This window comes from Dictyobacter halimunensis, from assembly GCF_036245075.1.
The window spans coordinates 883,007-898,055 of the sequence record NZ_BSRI01000001.1 but is presented as its reverse complement, the minus strand read 5'-3'; the positions used below and the strand labels follow the sequence as shown (position 1 = coordinate 898,055).

The window sequence follows — 15,049 nt, the reverse complement described above, 5'->3', positions numbered from 1 at the left end:
AGAAAGACTAGATCACATCAGCCAGGATGATTACCATTCGACGGCGAGCTGTTTGTAGCCACGAAACAGTAATGTAGGAATATGGGTCGGATTTTGTTCAGGTGCCAGGCGCAGGTGAGGGAGTCGCTGGCAGAGAACCTCAAAAGCGATACGACCTTCGAGGCGTGCGAGCGCGGCTCCCACACAGAAATGCGCGCCATGCCCAAAGGCAAGGTGATGATTGGGCGTGCGCTGCAACCGAAACTCGTTGGCGTTGGCGAAAACGGCTTCATCACGATTGCCAGATCCATAGATGAGCAGTAGCGAGGCGTCTTCCGGCAATGTTACGCCGCCCACCGTCACCTCGCGGGTGGTGGCGCGGGCAAACATCTGGATCGGAGCGTCAAAGCGCAGGATCTCCTCGACCGTCTGAGGAATATAGTCGGGATGATCGCAGAGCTCCTGCCAGAGCTCGGGCTGCCGCAGTAAGAGCAGCAGGCCGGTACCAATCATGTTGGTTGTGCTCTCATGCCCGGCGAGGATCAGTCCTTGTAGCAGGATGACCAGTTCATTCTCAGTGAGCGGTTCTGCTCCGGGGGCCATAGACTGCGGCAGTGTACTGATCAGATCATCCTGAGGAACTGCCTTGCGGGCAGCGATCAGCTGTGCCAAGTAACGCTGAAAAGCCACGGTACTGCGGGCGCAGGCAACCTGCTGCTCTTCTTCTAATTGCATCGACATCAGGATCAACCAGTCGTGGCTCCACTTGCGCGTGTTTTCGATGTCCTGTTTGGGAATGCCGAGCAGTGTAAGGACCACTTCCAATGCCAGCGGATAGGCGAACTGGCTGATGATTTCGGCGTGGCGCCCAGCGATGAATGCGTCTACCAGCTTATTGGCTACCTGGTAGATAAACGGTTCGATAGCTCGCATGCGAGCGGGCGCGAAGGTTTTTGTTAAGGGCTGCCGAAAGCGCGCATGGTCCGAGCCATCGGTGTTGAGAACGATCGGCACAGGCAGGTAACCCTTGACGAGCTCCTCAAGCGTGCGTGGGTAAAACGTCACCGGTGATGTAAGCGCGTTGGACGAGGAAAATATATCGGGCTGCAAAAGAATGCGTTGAATATCTTCATAGCGCGTCACCAGCCAGGCATCGAGTTCGGGACAGAACATAATCGGCTCTTCCCGCCTGGCCCGGCTATAAAAAGGATAAGGATCTTCGGCGAGCGGGTTAAATGTGGTGGCGAGTACATCTGGCATAGGTATCTCATCCTTCCTCTTTTGCGTTAAAGGGTATATGTGCCTTCTTCCTGCTGTGCGGAAAAGCGAGCCTGGGCCCGCTGCCGCCAGATCTCATATGCCGGTTCGCTGCCACCGGTCGGCAGATCCTCACGTGTGACGTTGATGATGCGAGCCGCCTCCGCACTGGAGAGGCTGCAGAAAATCTGACAGGCCAGTTCGGTATGCGGCGCCAGATTGTTAGCCTGCAGCCGACCCTGGGCCGCCACCGCGGCTCCCCGAGCCAGTTGGAATCGGTACGGTTTCGCCAGATCACATAGCTCCTCCAATGTGACCGCGTCTGCACCCCCGGCGTAGGCGCAGGCCAGTCCGACCCCGCTCCAGAGATCGGATTGCCTGCCCTGCGGGAAACTGTTGATCACGGTGACGACACGCCCGGCAATCGCTGCGTTGGAGAACCAGATGGCGCGCCCCACCCCCTGGTCAAAGAGGCGGCGAGCATAACTTGAGAGGTGGCTTGGAACGATTTTCTGCTCCATGGTGCGGCGGCGGGCGAAAAACCCTTCGTGGAAGCCATAGCCATCTATGGCGACCCAGCCCAGCACGGGATCCAGACGTTTGAGAAAAAACGGCTCGGGCTTCCTGCGCAGGCGTGCCAGCGCCAATCCCACCCCTACATAGGTAGGATAGATATGCGGAGCGGCTGGCCCTTCAACAAAGGCCTGCACCCGATTTTTCCAGGGAGCCAGGCAATCGAGTGCCGCCAGCCCCATTCCCGCGCCCTCGTAGGCGAAGCCCTGCAATTCTGGCTCAATCGCGTCCAGTCGCGGCACGAGTACTTCAAAGCGGCTATCCTCTAACGTTGCGTGATAGCCTTCCAGAAGTGACTCCACGACGGAATGAAAACGGGGCCACGCTTCTGGAGCGAAGCCGGGCTGCTCAAAAACCGCCTGGCTCGATGATGCGCTGAAGAGGGACCGACGAATTTTTCCTAACACTGTCACTGCATTATCCCCTTTTACTGATAGGTAGGTTCCACCAATTCAATAAATTGTGCCGCGATATATTGTCGCCAGATCTCATAGGCGGGCTCGGCGCGCACGGCTGGCAGATCCTCACGGGCGATATCAGTCAGGGCGGCTACCTCCTCACCGCGACGTCCCCAGAGGACCTGGCAGGCCAGTTCTGTATGTGGAGCCGAGCTGTGCGCCTGCTGTCGAAATTTCGCCGCGATGGCCGCCCCTACTGCCAACTGGGGTCGGTATGTGTCTGCCGCCTGCCGCAGGTCCTCGATGGCCTTGCGATCCACGACGCCGGCTGCATAGGCGCAGGCCAGGCCGACTCCGCCCCACAGGTCAGCCTGCCGATCGGCGGGAAAAGCCGCAATGGCGGTAGTTATGCGTTCAACGTTTGCCCCCGTTGAGAACCAGAGGCTGCGCCCCAGACCATGGTCGAAGGCGTGGCGCGCATAGCCGGATACGCGCTCAGGCACGAACTGCTGTTCCACGGTTCGTGGCCCCGAGAAGAATCCTTCGTAAAAACCATAGCCATCCATAGCCATCCAGCGGAAAAACGGGTCCATATGCGCGAGAATCCGTTCGGGTGGTTGAGGTATCCTGGGCATGACCAGGCCCGCCCCGATGTAGAGGAGGCAGATATATGAGGCCCCTGGCCCATGAACAAATGCCTGAAACCTCTTCTTCCAGGGACCGAGGCTGTCCAGCAGCATTAATCCCATTCCCACTCCTTCATAGGCGATACCACGCAGTTCCACCTCTACCGCGTCCAGTCGCGGCACCAGCACGTCAAAACGGTCGTCATCCAGTGTCATCTTGAAACTGTCGACCAGCGTACGAGCGACAGGTTCAAAGCCAAGCCACGTCTTGTCCATGTCCTCCTGCGGCCCGTACCGTTCTGCGGCCAGGTCTTGAAAGGTCTCCGCTGAAATGCGGAAGAAAGGCTTGAGCATTTTTCCAAAGGAAATGGCCATTAGTTTACCTCCCTGTACATAGAGCATCGTCGCCAGCTTTTTTATTGGCCTTCTACAGGTATCGCGGCCGAGGGTTGCACGATTTCGGCCTCTTTGATCGTGGCCTGCGGCGTTCGGTAGCGACCATAGACAAATTCGAAAATAGGTGAAGCCATCAATGTCGTTATAATGGCCATGAGCACCAGCATGGTAAAGAGCGTCGGCGTGATGATGCCTTGCTGCAGGCCTATATTCAACAGGATCAGTTCCATCAGACCACGGGCGTTCATTAAGCTGCCGATCGCCATCGCTTCACGATTCGTTTCTTTATTGATCAATGCGGCCAACCAGCAGGCGATTCCTTTGCCAGCTACAGCGATGATTAGGATGAGTAGCGCGATCCCCCACAGGAACCAGCTATTTACCAGGCCAACGCTGGTATTTAAACCCGAATAGACAAAAAACAGTGGGAGCATGAAGTTGGTGACGATCGGCTCCAGAACATTCTTCAAGCTCCTGGCGAAGACGCCACGGGGCATGGCGATCCCTAAGATGAAGCCACCAAAGATGGCGTAGATGCCGATCGTGTCGGTAATCCAGGCGCAGATCATCACCAGCATTAGGACGAAGGCGAGCATTGGTCCCCTGATCCCCTCATCGCGCTCCGCGATTTTCCCCAGACGGCTGAGCAATGAGCGGCCAACCGTTAAGATGAGGATCGCGTAGAGCGCGCCACCGACGACCGCCAGGATGGCGATCGAGGCGTTCTGTTTGAAGATGGCGAGTACTACGGCCAGAATGCACCAGGAGATGGCGTCATCCGTTGAGCCAGCCGCCAGAGCCAGCGTGCCCAGCGATGTTCCGGCCAGCCCGCGTTCAAAAATGATGCGTGCCAGCATGGGAAACGCAGTAATGGAGACGGCCGCGCCCAGGAAAACCATCGCTTCCCAGGGGACAAGCTGCGCGCTAAAGAATTCGGGGCGGCCTATCAGCACAATTGCGAGCAGGCTACCGAGTAGCAGCGGCGCGATGATGCCCGCCAGAGAGACTGATACCGCGCTCCTGAGGCGCTGACGGATCAGGTCGATGTCAAATTCAACGCCAATGAGAAACATATAGAGGACCAGGCCAACCTGGCTGGAGGCATAGAGAATGCTCATCGCCCCTTTCGGAAATAGCTGGTGTTGTAGCCCCGGTAGGAGCAAACCAAAGAGTGAAGGACCCAGCAGTACACCGGCGATCATTTCGCCGACAACCTGTGGTTGCCCGACCTTCCTGGCCAGAAAGCCAACCAGCCGACAAATTCCTAAAATGACCGCCAATTGCATGAAAAAGAGGATGGACAACTCGGCATTTGACATTGTTCGACTCCTTTTTCGCTTTACACTCGTGGCTGCGTTTCACTTTTCGCCTGGCTGCCTGTTGGTACGACAATTTGCGCCGAGATTTGTTGCCGCCAGAGCTCATATGCCGGTTCGCTCCGCTGAGCGGGAATGCTTTCAAGCGCGATCTCTGTTATGCGGGAGACCTCGGCACTCGATTGACCGCATAGAACCTCGCAGGCCAGCTCGGCGTAGGGGCCCGGACTATGAGCCAGCTGACGAGCGTTGGCCGCGATGGCGGCCCCGATCGCTAATTGCTGCCGATGGGGGCCTGCGATCTCACGCAGGGCCTCGATCGTCGCGCGATCTACTCCCCCGGTGTAGCCGCAGGCCAGGCCAACCCCGCTCCAAAGATCGGACCATCTGCTTTCCGCAAAGGTGGCGATTTTAGCGGCGACACGTTCAACGTTGGTGCCTGAGACAAACCAGAGGCTACGCCCAAGTCCGTGGTCGAAGACGCGTCGGCCATAGGGCGAGAGAAATCCTGGGATCGCTCTCTTCTCTATGTAGAGTTGTTGGGAGAAGAAGCCCTGGTGGAAGCCATAGCCATCCAGAATCAGCCAGCCGAACGTTGGATCAAGGCGCGGCAGAAATTTCTCCGGATTGCGATGTAGCCGGGCCAGACCCATGCCGGCTCCCAGGGAGACCGCGTAGATGTACGCGGCCCCCGGCCCATCCAGAAATTCTCTGGTCCGATTCTTCCAGGGCAGCAGGCAGTCCAGCGCGGCCAGCCCGACGCCGACTCCTTCATAGGCGAATCCGCGCAACTCAGGATCGACCGCGTCCATACGGGATACCAGTGCGTCGAAACGGCTATTTTTGAGGGTGATGTGGCAGCCCTGTGTCACCATGCGAACGGCCGTCTCCAGCCGTTGCGCGGCCTGGCGATCTCCCTCGCTAAACGATGCCTCTCGTTCTGAAACACCGAAGAAAGGTCTGAGGATGGTTCCTAATGCGGTCACTACTTTGCCTCCTCTTGCTGGTATGCATACTCGCTACGCCCGGAAAATTGCTCCAACAGGCGTCGCTGTAAGATTTCAAAGGCCGGCTCCGGTCCGTCCAGAGGAAGATCTTGAAAGGCGGCAGTGGTTTTATCCGCGGCTTGCTCGGCGGTCAACCCCCAGAAGATCTCGCATACCAGGTCGGTGTGCGAGACTGGATTGCCGGCGAGCTGACGCCCTTTAGCCACGAATGCCGCTCCCATCGCTACCTGTGGCGCGTATGGGCCGGCCGCCCGCTGTAAAGCCTCGACGGTAGAGCGGCCCACGCCTCCGACATATGTGCAGGCAACGCCTATGCCAACCCACATATCGGCCTGCCTGTCTGCTGGGAACGCGGCGATGGCCGCGGCGATGCGCTTGATGTTGGCGCCCTCTAAGAACCAGAGACTGCGTCCCAGGCCCTGATCGAAGATGCGGCGGGCGTAGCTCGAAAGATACGCCGGCACCACCTGTTTATCGACATAACGGCGACGGGAGAAGAAGCCTTTATGGAAGCCATAGCCATCCATCACCAGCCAGCAGAGTACTGGATCGTCCATACGTGCCATGAAGGGTTCAGGTTTGCGGCGCAGTAGGGCCAGGGCCTCCCCCGCGCCGATATGAACCATATAGATATGGGGAGCGCCTGGTCCCGCTATATAGGCATTGAGGTGCTGCTTCCGGGGAAGCAGGCAATCCAGTCCCGTGAGCCCCATGGCGGCCCCTTCATAGGCGTAGCTGCGCATATCCTGTGGGACGCGGTTGAGCCGTGGTATCAACTCCTCAAGCTTGCTGCTATCCAGTGTCGCATGGTAGCCTGCTAGAGCTGTAAGAACGACTGCCTCCATGTGCTTCCAGGTGGCGGTATTGCCCTTGCTAAAAGAGGTCGCTTTCTTATGGGAAACCCCCATAAGTGCCCGGCGCAGATTCTTGAAGAAAACGGTCATCTCTATGCCTCCTTTGTTAGACATTGGCGCCTGCGTCCGATACGTCTGGTATTTGCTCAAGTTCAGCGAGTAAGCGCTCAATCTCTTCGCTATCCGCCTGTTCGATCAGGCGCTGAATCTCATCCAGTGAGGAGCTGGATTCAGCGGCTGGCGCGACCTCTTCAAATTGAAGGGATGATAGGATGCGTGTCGCCAGCTGCGCGACGGTGATCCCTTGTAGCAATTCAAGTACCGGCATGTCTATCTTCACGCTGGCCGCGATGCGGTGCTTGAGCTCGATGGCCATCATTGAATCCATCCCCAGGCTGGTTAACGCCTCCTGCCCACTGAACTGCGAGGGGTCAAGCTGGAGCACACGAGCCACCAGGTCTTGCATGTGAGACAGCAACAACGGCTGCCGTTCGGCCGGTTCAACCGCGCTTAATTGTTGCAACAATCCATCATCGCTGGCGACTGCGCCGGTGCTGACCTCTCCTTCCTGTTCTCCCAGCAGCTCAAACATCGGTGGCAGGATACCGACGGGAGATGCTTCGCGCGCGCGGGACCAGTTGGCGGAGATCGCGGTTAATTGGGCCGTGCGTTGTCCCATAACCCGTCCGAGAATCTGCATGCCCGCCTCGGGCGTAATCAGATCGATGCCGCGCTGCGCGTAAAACTGCTCCAGTTTTAATTGTTCAACCATGCCAATCGACCAGGGGCCCCAGCCGATGCTCAGAGCGGGCAACCCCTGGGAGCTTCGATGGGCTGCCAGGGCATCCAGGAAGGCGTTGGCCGCCGCGTAGTTGCCCTGACCAAGCGAGGCGATCACCGATCCTGTGGAAGAGAACAGCAGGAAGAAATCCAGCGGGTAGTCTTTGAGCAGGTGATGCAGCAGCCAGCCGCCGCGCAGCTTGGGCCGCAGGACGCGCTCAAATGCCTCCGTCTTCATGCGTAACAACAGTTCATCCTGGACGACGCCTGCCGTGTGAATGACGCCCCTGATCACAGGCCATCCCTCATTCTGATAGTCTGCCAGGAAGGTGGAGAGCTGCTCTTCATTCGCGACATCAACCGCTGCCAGATGAATGGTGGCTCCCTGCTTTTCCATCTCTCGAATGGCATGAATCAGTTTTTGCTGTGGATGATCCGCCGCCAGTTGATGCCAGCTGGAACGCGCGGGTAAGGGCGTACGGCCCATCAGAATCAAGCGTCGGGCGCCTTGCGATACCATCCAGCGCGCGACTAGCAGCCCCAGTGATCCCAGTCCACCTGTAATCAGGTAGCTTCCGTCCTGACGGAACGTAGGTGGGAACGCGGGAGTCAGTTGCGTGGCCGGTACCAGGCGGGCGACGTAACGTTGATGAGCACGGAAAGCGACCTGGTCTTCGTGTGTCGCATGGTGTATCTCGTTAAACAGCAGTGCCGCCTGGTCGCCCGCGATGGGATCCAGGTCGATGAGACCACCCCACATGTTGGTGAATTCTTGATGCCCGATGACACGTCCCAGTCCCCAGAGGGGCGCCTGCTCGATCGAGATCGGGCCGGGTTGCGTGCCCACTGGTTGGGCCCCGCGCGTGATAAGCCAGACCGGGGGCAGCTGCGACCAGCCGCTCTGTGTTAATGCCTGGATCACGTACATTACGGCCAGGCAGACGATACTTTGATCGTGCTCCAGCGCGGTTAGCGTCGCGGTCCGGGCAAAGGTCGCATCCAATCCCCAGAGGTACACCAACCTGGAAAACGCGATGGTATTGGTCGTGCTGAGAGCCTCAAAGAGCTGGCGAAAGTGCTCCGGGCGCGTGGGATTAAGTGCGTAGTGGCCATCCTGCTGGACTATCTCTGGCGCATTGGTTGGAGAGATGACCACATAGGGTATTGCCTGCTCTTCAAGATGTGCCAGCAGCTCCTGGCCGATGCCACTTTGATCACTGAAAATGAGCCAGCCTTCATCCCGCGCCACACGCTCATTCTGGCTTTCTTCCGCACCTGGCGTCTGCTGGATGCGTTCCGCCGGGCGCCATTCTAATGCGTACAATCCCCGATCGATGTGGTCTGCGGTAAGGCCCATCGACGCTTCCAGTGATTGTGCGCGGAACCCCTCGATCTCCGCCAGCAGGTTACCCTGCTGATCCGCGACCTGGATATCACCGACCACCAGCCGGTCGTCCGCCTGGCGGAGCTGTGCATAGACCTGCATCTGCTGGGCCACCTGGCCTGTGATGCGTATACGATCCACACCCACGGGCAGGTATGGGGTTGCGGTGCCTGCGCCATCAGGATCAGAAGGCCGGGCGGCGGTCAACAATACCTGAAATGCCGCGTCTAAGAGCGAGGGATGGAAGGCATAGGCTGAGATCTCGTCCTCCAGGGAATCGGGAACCTGTATGTGAGCCAGTGCTATACCGGGACCAGTCGACACGTGTTGGATGGCCTGAAAGGCCGGGCCGTACTGGAATCCCATGTGCTGGGATTGGGTATAAAATTCCTCTCTGGATATCCCTCCACTGCAGGCATGCTTGATCGTGTGCAGGTCAAGCTGCGGCGCCATGCTATGTGCCTGCAACTGGCGTAGCTGTGCGCTGGCATGCAGCACCCAGCGCGCCTCTGGACTGGCGGTCGGAATATAGCTATAGATCTCGACGCGGGCCTGCTGCGGATGCAAGACTGTTCGTAGCCGGGGATCTGAGTCATCGGTCAAAAAGAGCGCTTTATGAAAAGCGAGCTCTTCCACCAGGTAGAACCCCTCGCCAAAAACCTCGCGCGCCGCCGCCAGGGCGATCTCCGCGTAAGCAGCACCGGGTAGCAGGACATTGTTCTGGATGCGATGATCATTGAGATACTGCAGTAAGTGCAGATTCAGCTCGCGCTCCCATGTGGGATGTACGTTGCTCATGCGCTGGCCCAGCAGGGGATGAAGCGGGGTGTAAAGCCGATCTTCATGCGACTCGACTGATTCTGTCCAGTAGGTTTTGAATTGCCAGGGATAGGATGGTAGGCGGACAACGGTGCCTTGCGGGTTGAAGAAGGTTTCCCACACGATGGGATAGTTCTGGGTGTAGAGTGTACCCAATGAGTTGAACAGCGTGGCGCGATCTTCTTCTTTGCGGCGCAACGAAGTGAGCACGATGCCCTCCTGCCCCTGCTGGGTCAGTAGTTCCTTGATAGAACTGGCGAGCACAGGATGGGGGCTGAGCTCGATGAAAACGCTGTAGCCATCCTGGATCATCTGGCCCAGAGCGGACGCGAACAATACCGTCGCGCGCACATTTTGCCACCAGTAGTGGGCATCGACTCCGCTGCCATCGATACGGGTGCCGGTCACGGTCGAATAGAGCGGCAAGGAAGCGCTGTGGGGATGCAGATCGGCCAGCGATGCCAGCAGTTCATCCCGCAGGGGGTCCATAAAATGACTGTGATAAGGGACTTTTCCGGTCAGGAAACGATGGAAGACCTGGAAGGTTTCCAGCTGCTGTGCCATATTTTCAAGGATCGCTGACTCTCCAACCAGGGTTACGGCACTGGGACTGTTGATGGCCGCGATGGAAACACCCGCTCCGGCATCGTGTACCGCCTGGTTGAGCGTTTCAGGGGTCATACCAACGGCGAGCATGCGTCCCAGCCCCCTGGTCTGTTGCTGCAAGCGGCTGCGATGATAAATGATGCAGACTGCGTCCTCAAAACTGAGCGCCCCGGCCAGGTAGTGGGCCGCGACCTCGCCAGCGCTGTGGCCGATGTACGCGTCGGGCTCGATGCCCCAGGAGCGCCAGAGATCAGCCAGGGCGACCTGGATGGCGAAGTTGGCTGGCTGCGCGACTTCGGTCTCCTCCATACGCGAATCGGCTTCGCTGGCGGTCAATGCTTCCATGATCGACCAGTCGGCGTGTTTCTGAAACTCCGCGTCAACGCGTTCGATGCTCGCCCGGAAGATGGGTTCACGCTTCAGGAGGTCACGTCCCATGGCCCACCACTGGGGCCCCATGCCCGAGCAGACAAAGGCTGTTTTGGGGCGCTCATTCAGTGGAATGCGGCCAGATACGACGCCCGAACGCGGCTGCTCCGTGAGGAAGGCATCCAGGCGGGTGACGGCTTCCTCTTTTGAATGGGCCACCAGCGCCAGGCGATGATCATGATGGCTGCGCCGCAGGGTGGCGGTATACGCGATATCGCGCAGGCTCGCGGTGGTCTGCGCCAGAAAATCGCGATATGATCTGGCGCTCGCCTGTAGTGCGTCGGCGTCGCGCGCGGAGATGGGTAGCAGATAGGACGTCTCCTCTTCACCCTCCGGCGTGGTGGCCTGAATTGGGGTGGTGGGCGCCTCCTGCAGGACGACATGAGCATTGGTGCCGCCGAATCCGAACGAGTTGACGCCTGCCATGGCTGGTCCGTCAACGGCGGGCCAATCCTCCAGCTGTGTCGGGACACGTAGCTGGAGCTCTTCAAATGGGATATTCGGATTCGGATTGTGAAAATGCAGGTGTGGTGGGATCTGGCGATGCTTCAGTGCCAGCGCGGTTTTAATCAGTCCGGCCACACCGGCCCCGGCCTCCAGATGTCCGATGTTCGTTTTTACCGAGCCAACAATGCATTGCTCGCCTGAGGGACGGTCTCCGGATAGAACGGTGCCAATGGCGCGGGCCTCAATCGGATCACCAACCGGCGTGCCGGTCCCATGGGCCTCAACGTATTGGATCTGCGCGGGCGAGATTCCCGCTCGCTGATACGCCTGGCGCATCACGCGCTCCTGGGCCGATCCGTTGGGTACCGTGATCCCGTTGGTATGCCCATCCTGGGTGACCGCGGTCCCGCGAATGACAGCATAGATTGGATCGCCATCGGCCTGCGCGCGTGCCAGCGGTTTGATCAAGACGACGCCGGCCCCTTCTCCCCGCGCGTATCCATTGGCAGACGCGTCAAACGCTTTGCTGCGTCCATCGGGTGATAGGAAGCCGCCCTTGGATTCGGCGATTGTCATTGTCGGAGCGATCATGACGTTGACCCCACCCGCGAACGCGAGCGTACATTCGCCATTCCAGATGCTCTGACAGGCGAGATGGACCGCGACCAGTGAGCCCGAGCAGGCGGTATCTACCGCCATGCTGGGTCCATGCAGGCCAAAGATGTAGGAGATCCTGTTTGCCAGCATGGTCATCATCATGCCGGTGGCCGAATGCGCCTGCAGCTCATAGCGGCTAAAAACGCCGAAATTCTGCATCAGCTGATAATCCAGCGTAAAGCCACCGATAAAGACACCCGTATTACTGCCCGCCAACTGATCGGCTATCTGCCCTGCATCCTCCAAAGCCTCCCAGGAGACCTGTAACAGGAGTCGTTGCTGGGGATCGAGCCACATCGCCTCACGAGGTGAAATACCGAAGAAGTGTGCATCAAATTGATCAATTCGCTCTAAGTAGCCACCATGATGGGTATTCATTTTTCCTGATTTTTTCTGATCAGGATCATAGAATTTTCGCACATCCCAGCGATCATCTGGCACATCTCGGGTGGCATCGACACCTGCGCAAAGGAGGTCCCAGAATGCCTGCGGGCTCGTGGCTCCTCCTGGAAAGTGGCACCCGATACCAATGATGGCCAGTGGTTCGCGTGTCTGCTCATGTGGAAGAGAGAGTCTACCTTCATCGAGCATAGTATTTCTCCTTGTCTATCTGGTCCAAAAAACGTGCTCTAGTGATCATCTTCTGCGCGGATACCGCGCAAGTGCCTGTGTCTGTTATGTATTCATAAGTTCGACGGGCGCCAATGCGTTGAGTCGTGGCCGCAGATCCTGTGAGATCAGGTTGAGCAGGCTATCCTGCTCACTATGAAGAAAGAAGTGCGCCCCCGGTAGCATCGCCAGTTGACAGGTGGCGCTGGTATGGATCGTCCAGCCCTCGAGATCTTTCTGGTTAACCCTGACATCCGCCAGTCCTCCAAAGATCATGAGCGGGCATTTCAACGGAGGTAGGTCGTAGTAGACGTAGGTATCACAGAGCTCAAAATCTGCTCGCAGCGTTGGCAGCATAGCTTGCATGAGCTCCTCATTCTGAAGAATCATTTCCGGGATGCCATCGGCGCGCAGAACGACTTTGAAGACCTCCGAAGGGAGGTGATAGATCTTGATGTTGGGATTGGGCAACTGCGGCGCGCGATACGCTGCCAGGTATAAGCAGGTGGCCTGTTTGCCATACTGTTCACGTAGGTAGCGCGCCAGCTCAAAGCTGATCAGGGCCCCCATGCTATGCCCATAAAAGGCGAACGGCCGATCCAGGTATGGGATGAGTGCCTGGGCCAGTTCCTGGATAAGCGGCTCTATGCGTGTGAATGCGGGACGCGTGAGCCGGTATTCGCGCCCGGGCAGCTGTATGCCACAGAGCTCTACCTCGGCTGGAAGCGCATCCAGCCATGAGCGAAAGATCGAGGCGCTACCACCGGCGTAAGGGAAACAGAAGAGGCGCAGTTGCGCCTGCTCGTTGGGTCGATAGCGTACAATCCATTCACTGCCGCTCGCTTGCACAGGAGCGGGTGGGGGGACCGCTTCACCATCCCTGGTTTTCAACCGCTGTAGCAGCATTGCCAGCTTATCAGGGGGTAATGCTGCTACCCGTTTGCTGACGTTGTTCATCCTGCCACCTCCTGTCGTTCGCGCCGCTGGCGTCCCAGCGTAATCCAACCACTATTGATGGGATGTTCCTGATTCTCCTGCCGATACACCGCCATCAATTCGGTCAGAAAAGGATCCGCCTGCCAGCGCTCGATCTGCCGACGAACCTCCTCATCCTCACCGTCTCCTAACTCATCAATAACGCAGGAGACAAGCTGCCCGGCGAGCTGTTCCAGGAAGCGCACATTGGCGGCAAACTGGGCCTCCAGTTCCGCGTCCGCGAGCCCGGCGGTCATGCCGATCTGCAGCCGCGCCATGAAGTCGAAATCATAGTAGCTGATAAAGGTATCGGTGGCGTTGGATCGGGCGATGGCGTGCCACTGGCGCAGGAAGGCCTGAACGTGCTCGCTCAAGGTAGCGAAGCGCGCCAGGTTCATCAGCACAGCGGGGCTATCCGCGATGCGGCGCAGCTTATCGTGAAAGTACAGCAGGCCGGGTACGGCCCAGTATACCGCTGTATCCCAGATGACTTTGGCGGCCATGATCTGTGCGTTCCCCATAATGGGATACTGCTGTTCATAGGTACTGCGCCAGGAATTGGTTAAGAGCAGGAAGAGTTGATTATGGATCGCCGCGCGCTCCTCAATATCCTCACCTTCTAGCGCGTGACTGATCAGGTCGCAGGCCAGGCCATTGGCGATCGCGATCAGGTCGCCGCCGGGTGAATAGAGTGGATCAAGCGAGACGCCGGCCTCTCCCACGAGACACCAGCGCTCGTCAGAAAAGACCTGCTCGCAGCTATACGAGTAGTTTTTCATGACGCGAAAATCCTGGACGGCCGCGCGCTGCTGCTCAATAACGGCCGCGCATTGTGGCTCATGGCGGTGCAGCCACTTTAGCGCGCGTTCAAAGAGGTTCATCTCATCAAAATTATGCATCCTGGCGTCCGTCACGATGCCAACGCTGGTCGAGCCCGAAGAGAGGGGGATCAGCCAGATCCAGTAGCCGGGGCCCATCAGGTGATTGGTGGAGAGAGCGCGTCGACCCTCGCGGATACGGCCCTGCCACGCGGGATCGTCGGACCAGGTATTGATGTCTATGGGATAGCCAATGCGGAACCAGACGGCATTGGCCTCATGGCCTACCTTTTTGGCCAGCCCGAGCTGTCTCTGCAGGAGCGTATTGCGGCCACTGGCATCGACGATCCAGCGTGCCTGGATCTCACGCGTGCGTGTTCCTTGCTGTATAAGCACGCGATGAACCTCCTCCTGTGGTTGTAGAATGATCTGCTGCACCTTGCAGGTATCAAGGAAGGGAATCCCTTCTTGTGTGAGCAGCAGGCCCAGCGCATTCTCCAGTCGCCCCCGGTCAAGCTGGTAGGTCGCCACTCGGCGCGGTGGGAGAACCGCGTGCCCGAGCTCTACCCGGCGCGTAATATCTTGATTGTCACCGGCGCTGAAAAAGAGACGCAGGCCAAACTTCGGCAACTGTTGCTCGTCCAGGTGCTCCTTCAGCCCCAGGACGTCGCGCAGATAGTGCGCGGCAACCTCGACCGTTGATTCGCCAACTTTATGGGCTGCCTCCGGTACCGGATGTTTCTGCTTCTCCACTACCAGCATGCGGATGGCCGGATTGGACTTCTTGAGCTCTATCGCCAGGCTCAGGCCAGCGATACCGCCACCCAGAATAGCCACATCATACTGATCAGGGGACGCCATAGAGCTTGCTTCTTCTTGTGCCACCTGATATTCGGTCATCCGAGCACCTCCTGTTTCTCCTGGCGCTGATATCCCAGCATAATCCAGCTACGATCAATCGGGTTAACCGTGTCCTCCTCGTGATAGATCTCGATGAGCTCCACCAGAAAGGGTTCTGCCTGCCAGCGCTGAATCTGGTTCTGGATGGCCGCGTCCGCGCTGTGATCGGCCAGCTCTTCGATAACCGTGCTGACGAGTTGACCGGCGAGGTGCTCAAGT

General features: G+C 58.3%; 9 protein-coding genes. All 9 read right to left on the bottom strand.

What is annotated here, in order from left to right; genetic code table 11:
* Positions 1–30: 30 nt before the first annotated feature.
* Positions 31–1,239: a cytochrome P450 gene (locus AABA21_RS03760; protein WP_338247648.1), complete on the bottom strand. Its 1,209-nt coding sequence runs from the start codon at positions 1,237–1,239 to the stop codon at positions 31–33.
* 26 nt (positions 1,240–1,265) lie between these two features.
* Complete coding sequence (locus AABA21_RS03755; protein WP_338247647.1) at positions 1,266–2,222, bottom strand: DUF1702 family protein; 957 nt, start codon at positions 2,220–2,222, stop codon at positions 1,266–1,268.
* A 14-nt stretch (positions 2,223–2,236) separates the two neighbouring features.
* On the bottom strand, positions 2,237–3,208 hold the full coding sequence (locus AABA21_RS03750; RefSeq protein WP_338247646.1) for a DUF1702 family protein: 972 nt from the start codon (positions 3,206–3,208) through the stop codon (positions 2,237–2,239).
* A 41-nt stretch (positions 3,209–3,249) separates the two neighbouring features.
* Entirely contained in the window at positions 3,250–4,548 is a 1,299-nt protein-coding gene (locus AABA21_RS03745) for a cation:proton antiporter domain-containing protein (protein ID WP_338247645.1), read from the bottom strand.
* Positions 4,549–4,568: 20 nt separating this feature from the next.
* Positions 4,569–5,531, bottom strand: coding sequence for a DUF1702 family protein (locus AABA21_RS03740; protein ID WP_338247644.1), 963 nt, complete (start codon positions 5,529–5,531; stop codon positions 4,569–4,571).
* On the bottom strand, positions 5,531–6,496 hold the full coding sequence (locus tag AABA21_RS03735) for a DUF1702 family protein (RefSeq protein WP_338247643.1): 966 nt from the start codon (positions 6,494–6,496) through the stop codon (positions 5,531–5,533). The genes AABA21_RS03740 and AABA21_RS03735 overlap by 1 nt, the downstream gene beginning before the upstream one ends.
* Before the next feature lie 16 nt (positions 6,497–6,512).
* Positions 6,513–12,119 (bottom strand): type I polyketide synthase, encoded by a 5,607-nt coding sequence (locus AABA21_RS03730; protein WP_338247642.1) that lies wholly within the window; start codon positions 12,117–12,119, stop codon positions 6,513–6,515.
* Positions 12,120–12,203: 84 nt separating this feature from the next.
* Positions 12,204–13,094, bottom strand: coding sequence for a thioesterase II family protein (locus AABA21_RS03725; protein WP_338247641.1), 891 nt, complete (start codon positions 13,092–13,094; stop codon positions 12,204–12,206).
* On the bottom strand, positions 13,091–14,830 hold the full coding sequence (locus tag AABA21_RS03720; RefSeq protein WP_338247640.1) for an NAD(P)/FAD-dependent oxidoreductase: 1,740 nt from the start codon (positions 14,828–14,830) through the stop codon (positions 13,091–13,093). The genes AABA21_RS03725 and AABA21_RS03720 overlap by 4 nt, the downstream gene beginning before the upstream one ends.
* Positions 14,831–15,049 lie beyond the last annotated feature (219 nt).

What these genes read in the sequence shown, in the direction of transcription:
- AABA21_RS03760 (WP_338247648.1), bottom strand. Translation starts at nt 1,239, where the DNA reads ATGCCAGATGTACTCGCCACCACATTTAACCCGCTCGCCGAAGATCCT.
- AABA21_RS03750 (WP_338247646.1), bottom strand. Translation starts at nt 3,208, where the DNA reads ATGGCCATTTCCTTTGGAAAAATGCTCAAGCCTTTCTTCCGCATTTCA.
- AABA21_RS03745 (WP_338247645.1), bottom strand. Translation starts at nt 4,548, where the DNA reads ATGTCAAATGCCGAGTTGTCCATCCTCTTTTTCATGCAATTGGCGGTC.
- AABA21_RS03735 (WP_338247643.1), bottom strand. Translation starts at nt 6,496, where the DNA reads ATGACCGTTTTCTTCAAGAATCTGCGCCGGGCACTTATGGGGGTTTCC.
- AABA21_RS03730 (WP_338247642.1), bottom strand. Translation starts at nt 12,119, where the DNA reads ATGCTCGATGAAGGTAGACTCTCTCTTCCACATGAGCAGACACGCGAA.
- AABA21_RS03725 (WP_338247641.1), bottom strand. Translation starts at nt 13,094, where the DNA reads ATGAACAACGTCAGCAAACGGGTAGCAGCATTACCCCCTGATAAGCTG.
- AABA21_RS03720 (WP_338247640.1), bottom strand. Translation starts at nt 14,830, where the DNA reads ATGACCGAATATCAGGTGGCACAAGAAGAAGCAAGCTCTATGGCGTCC.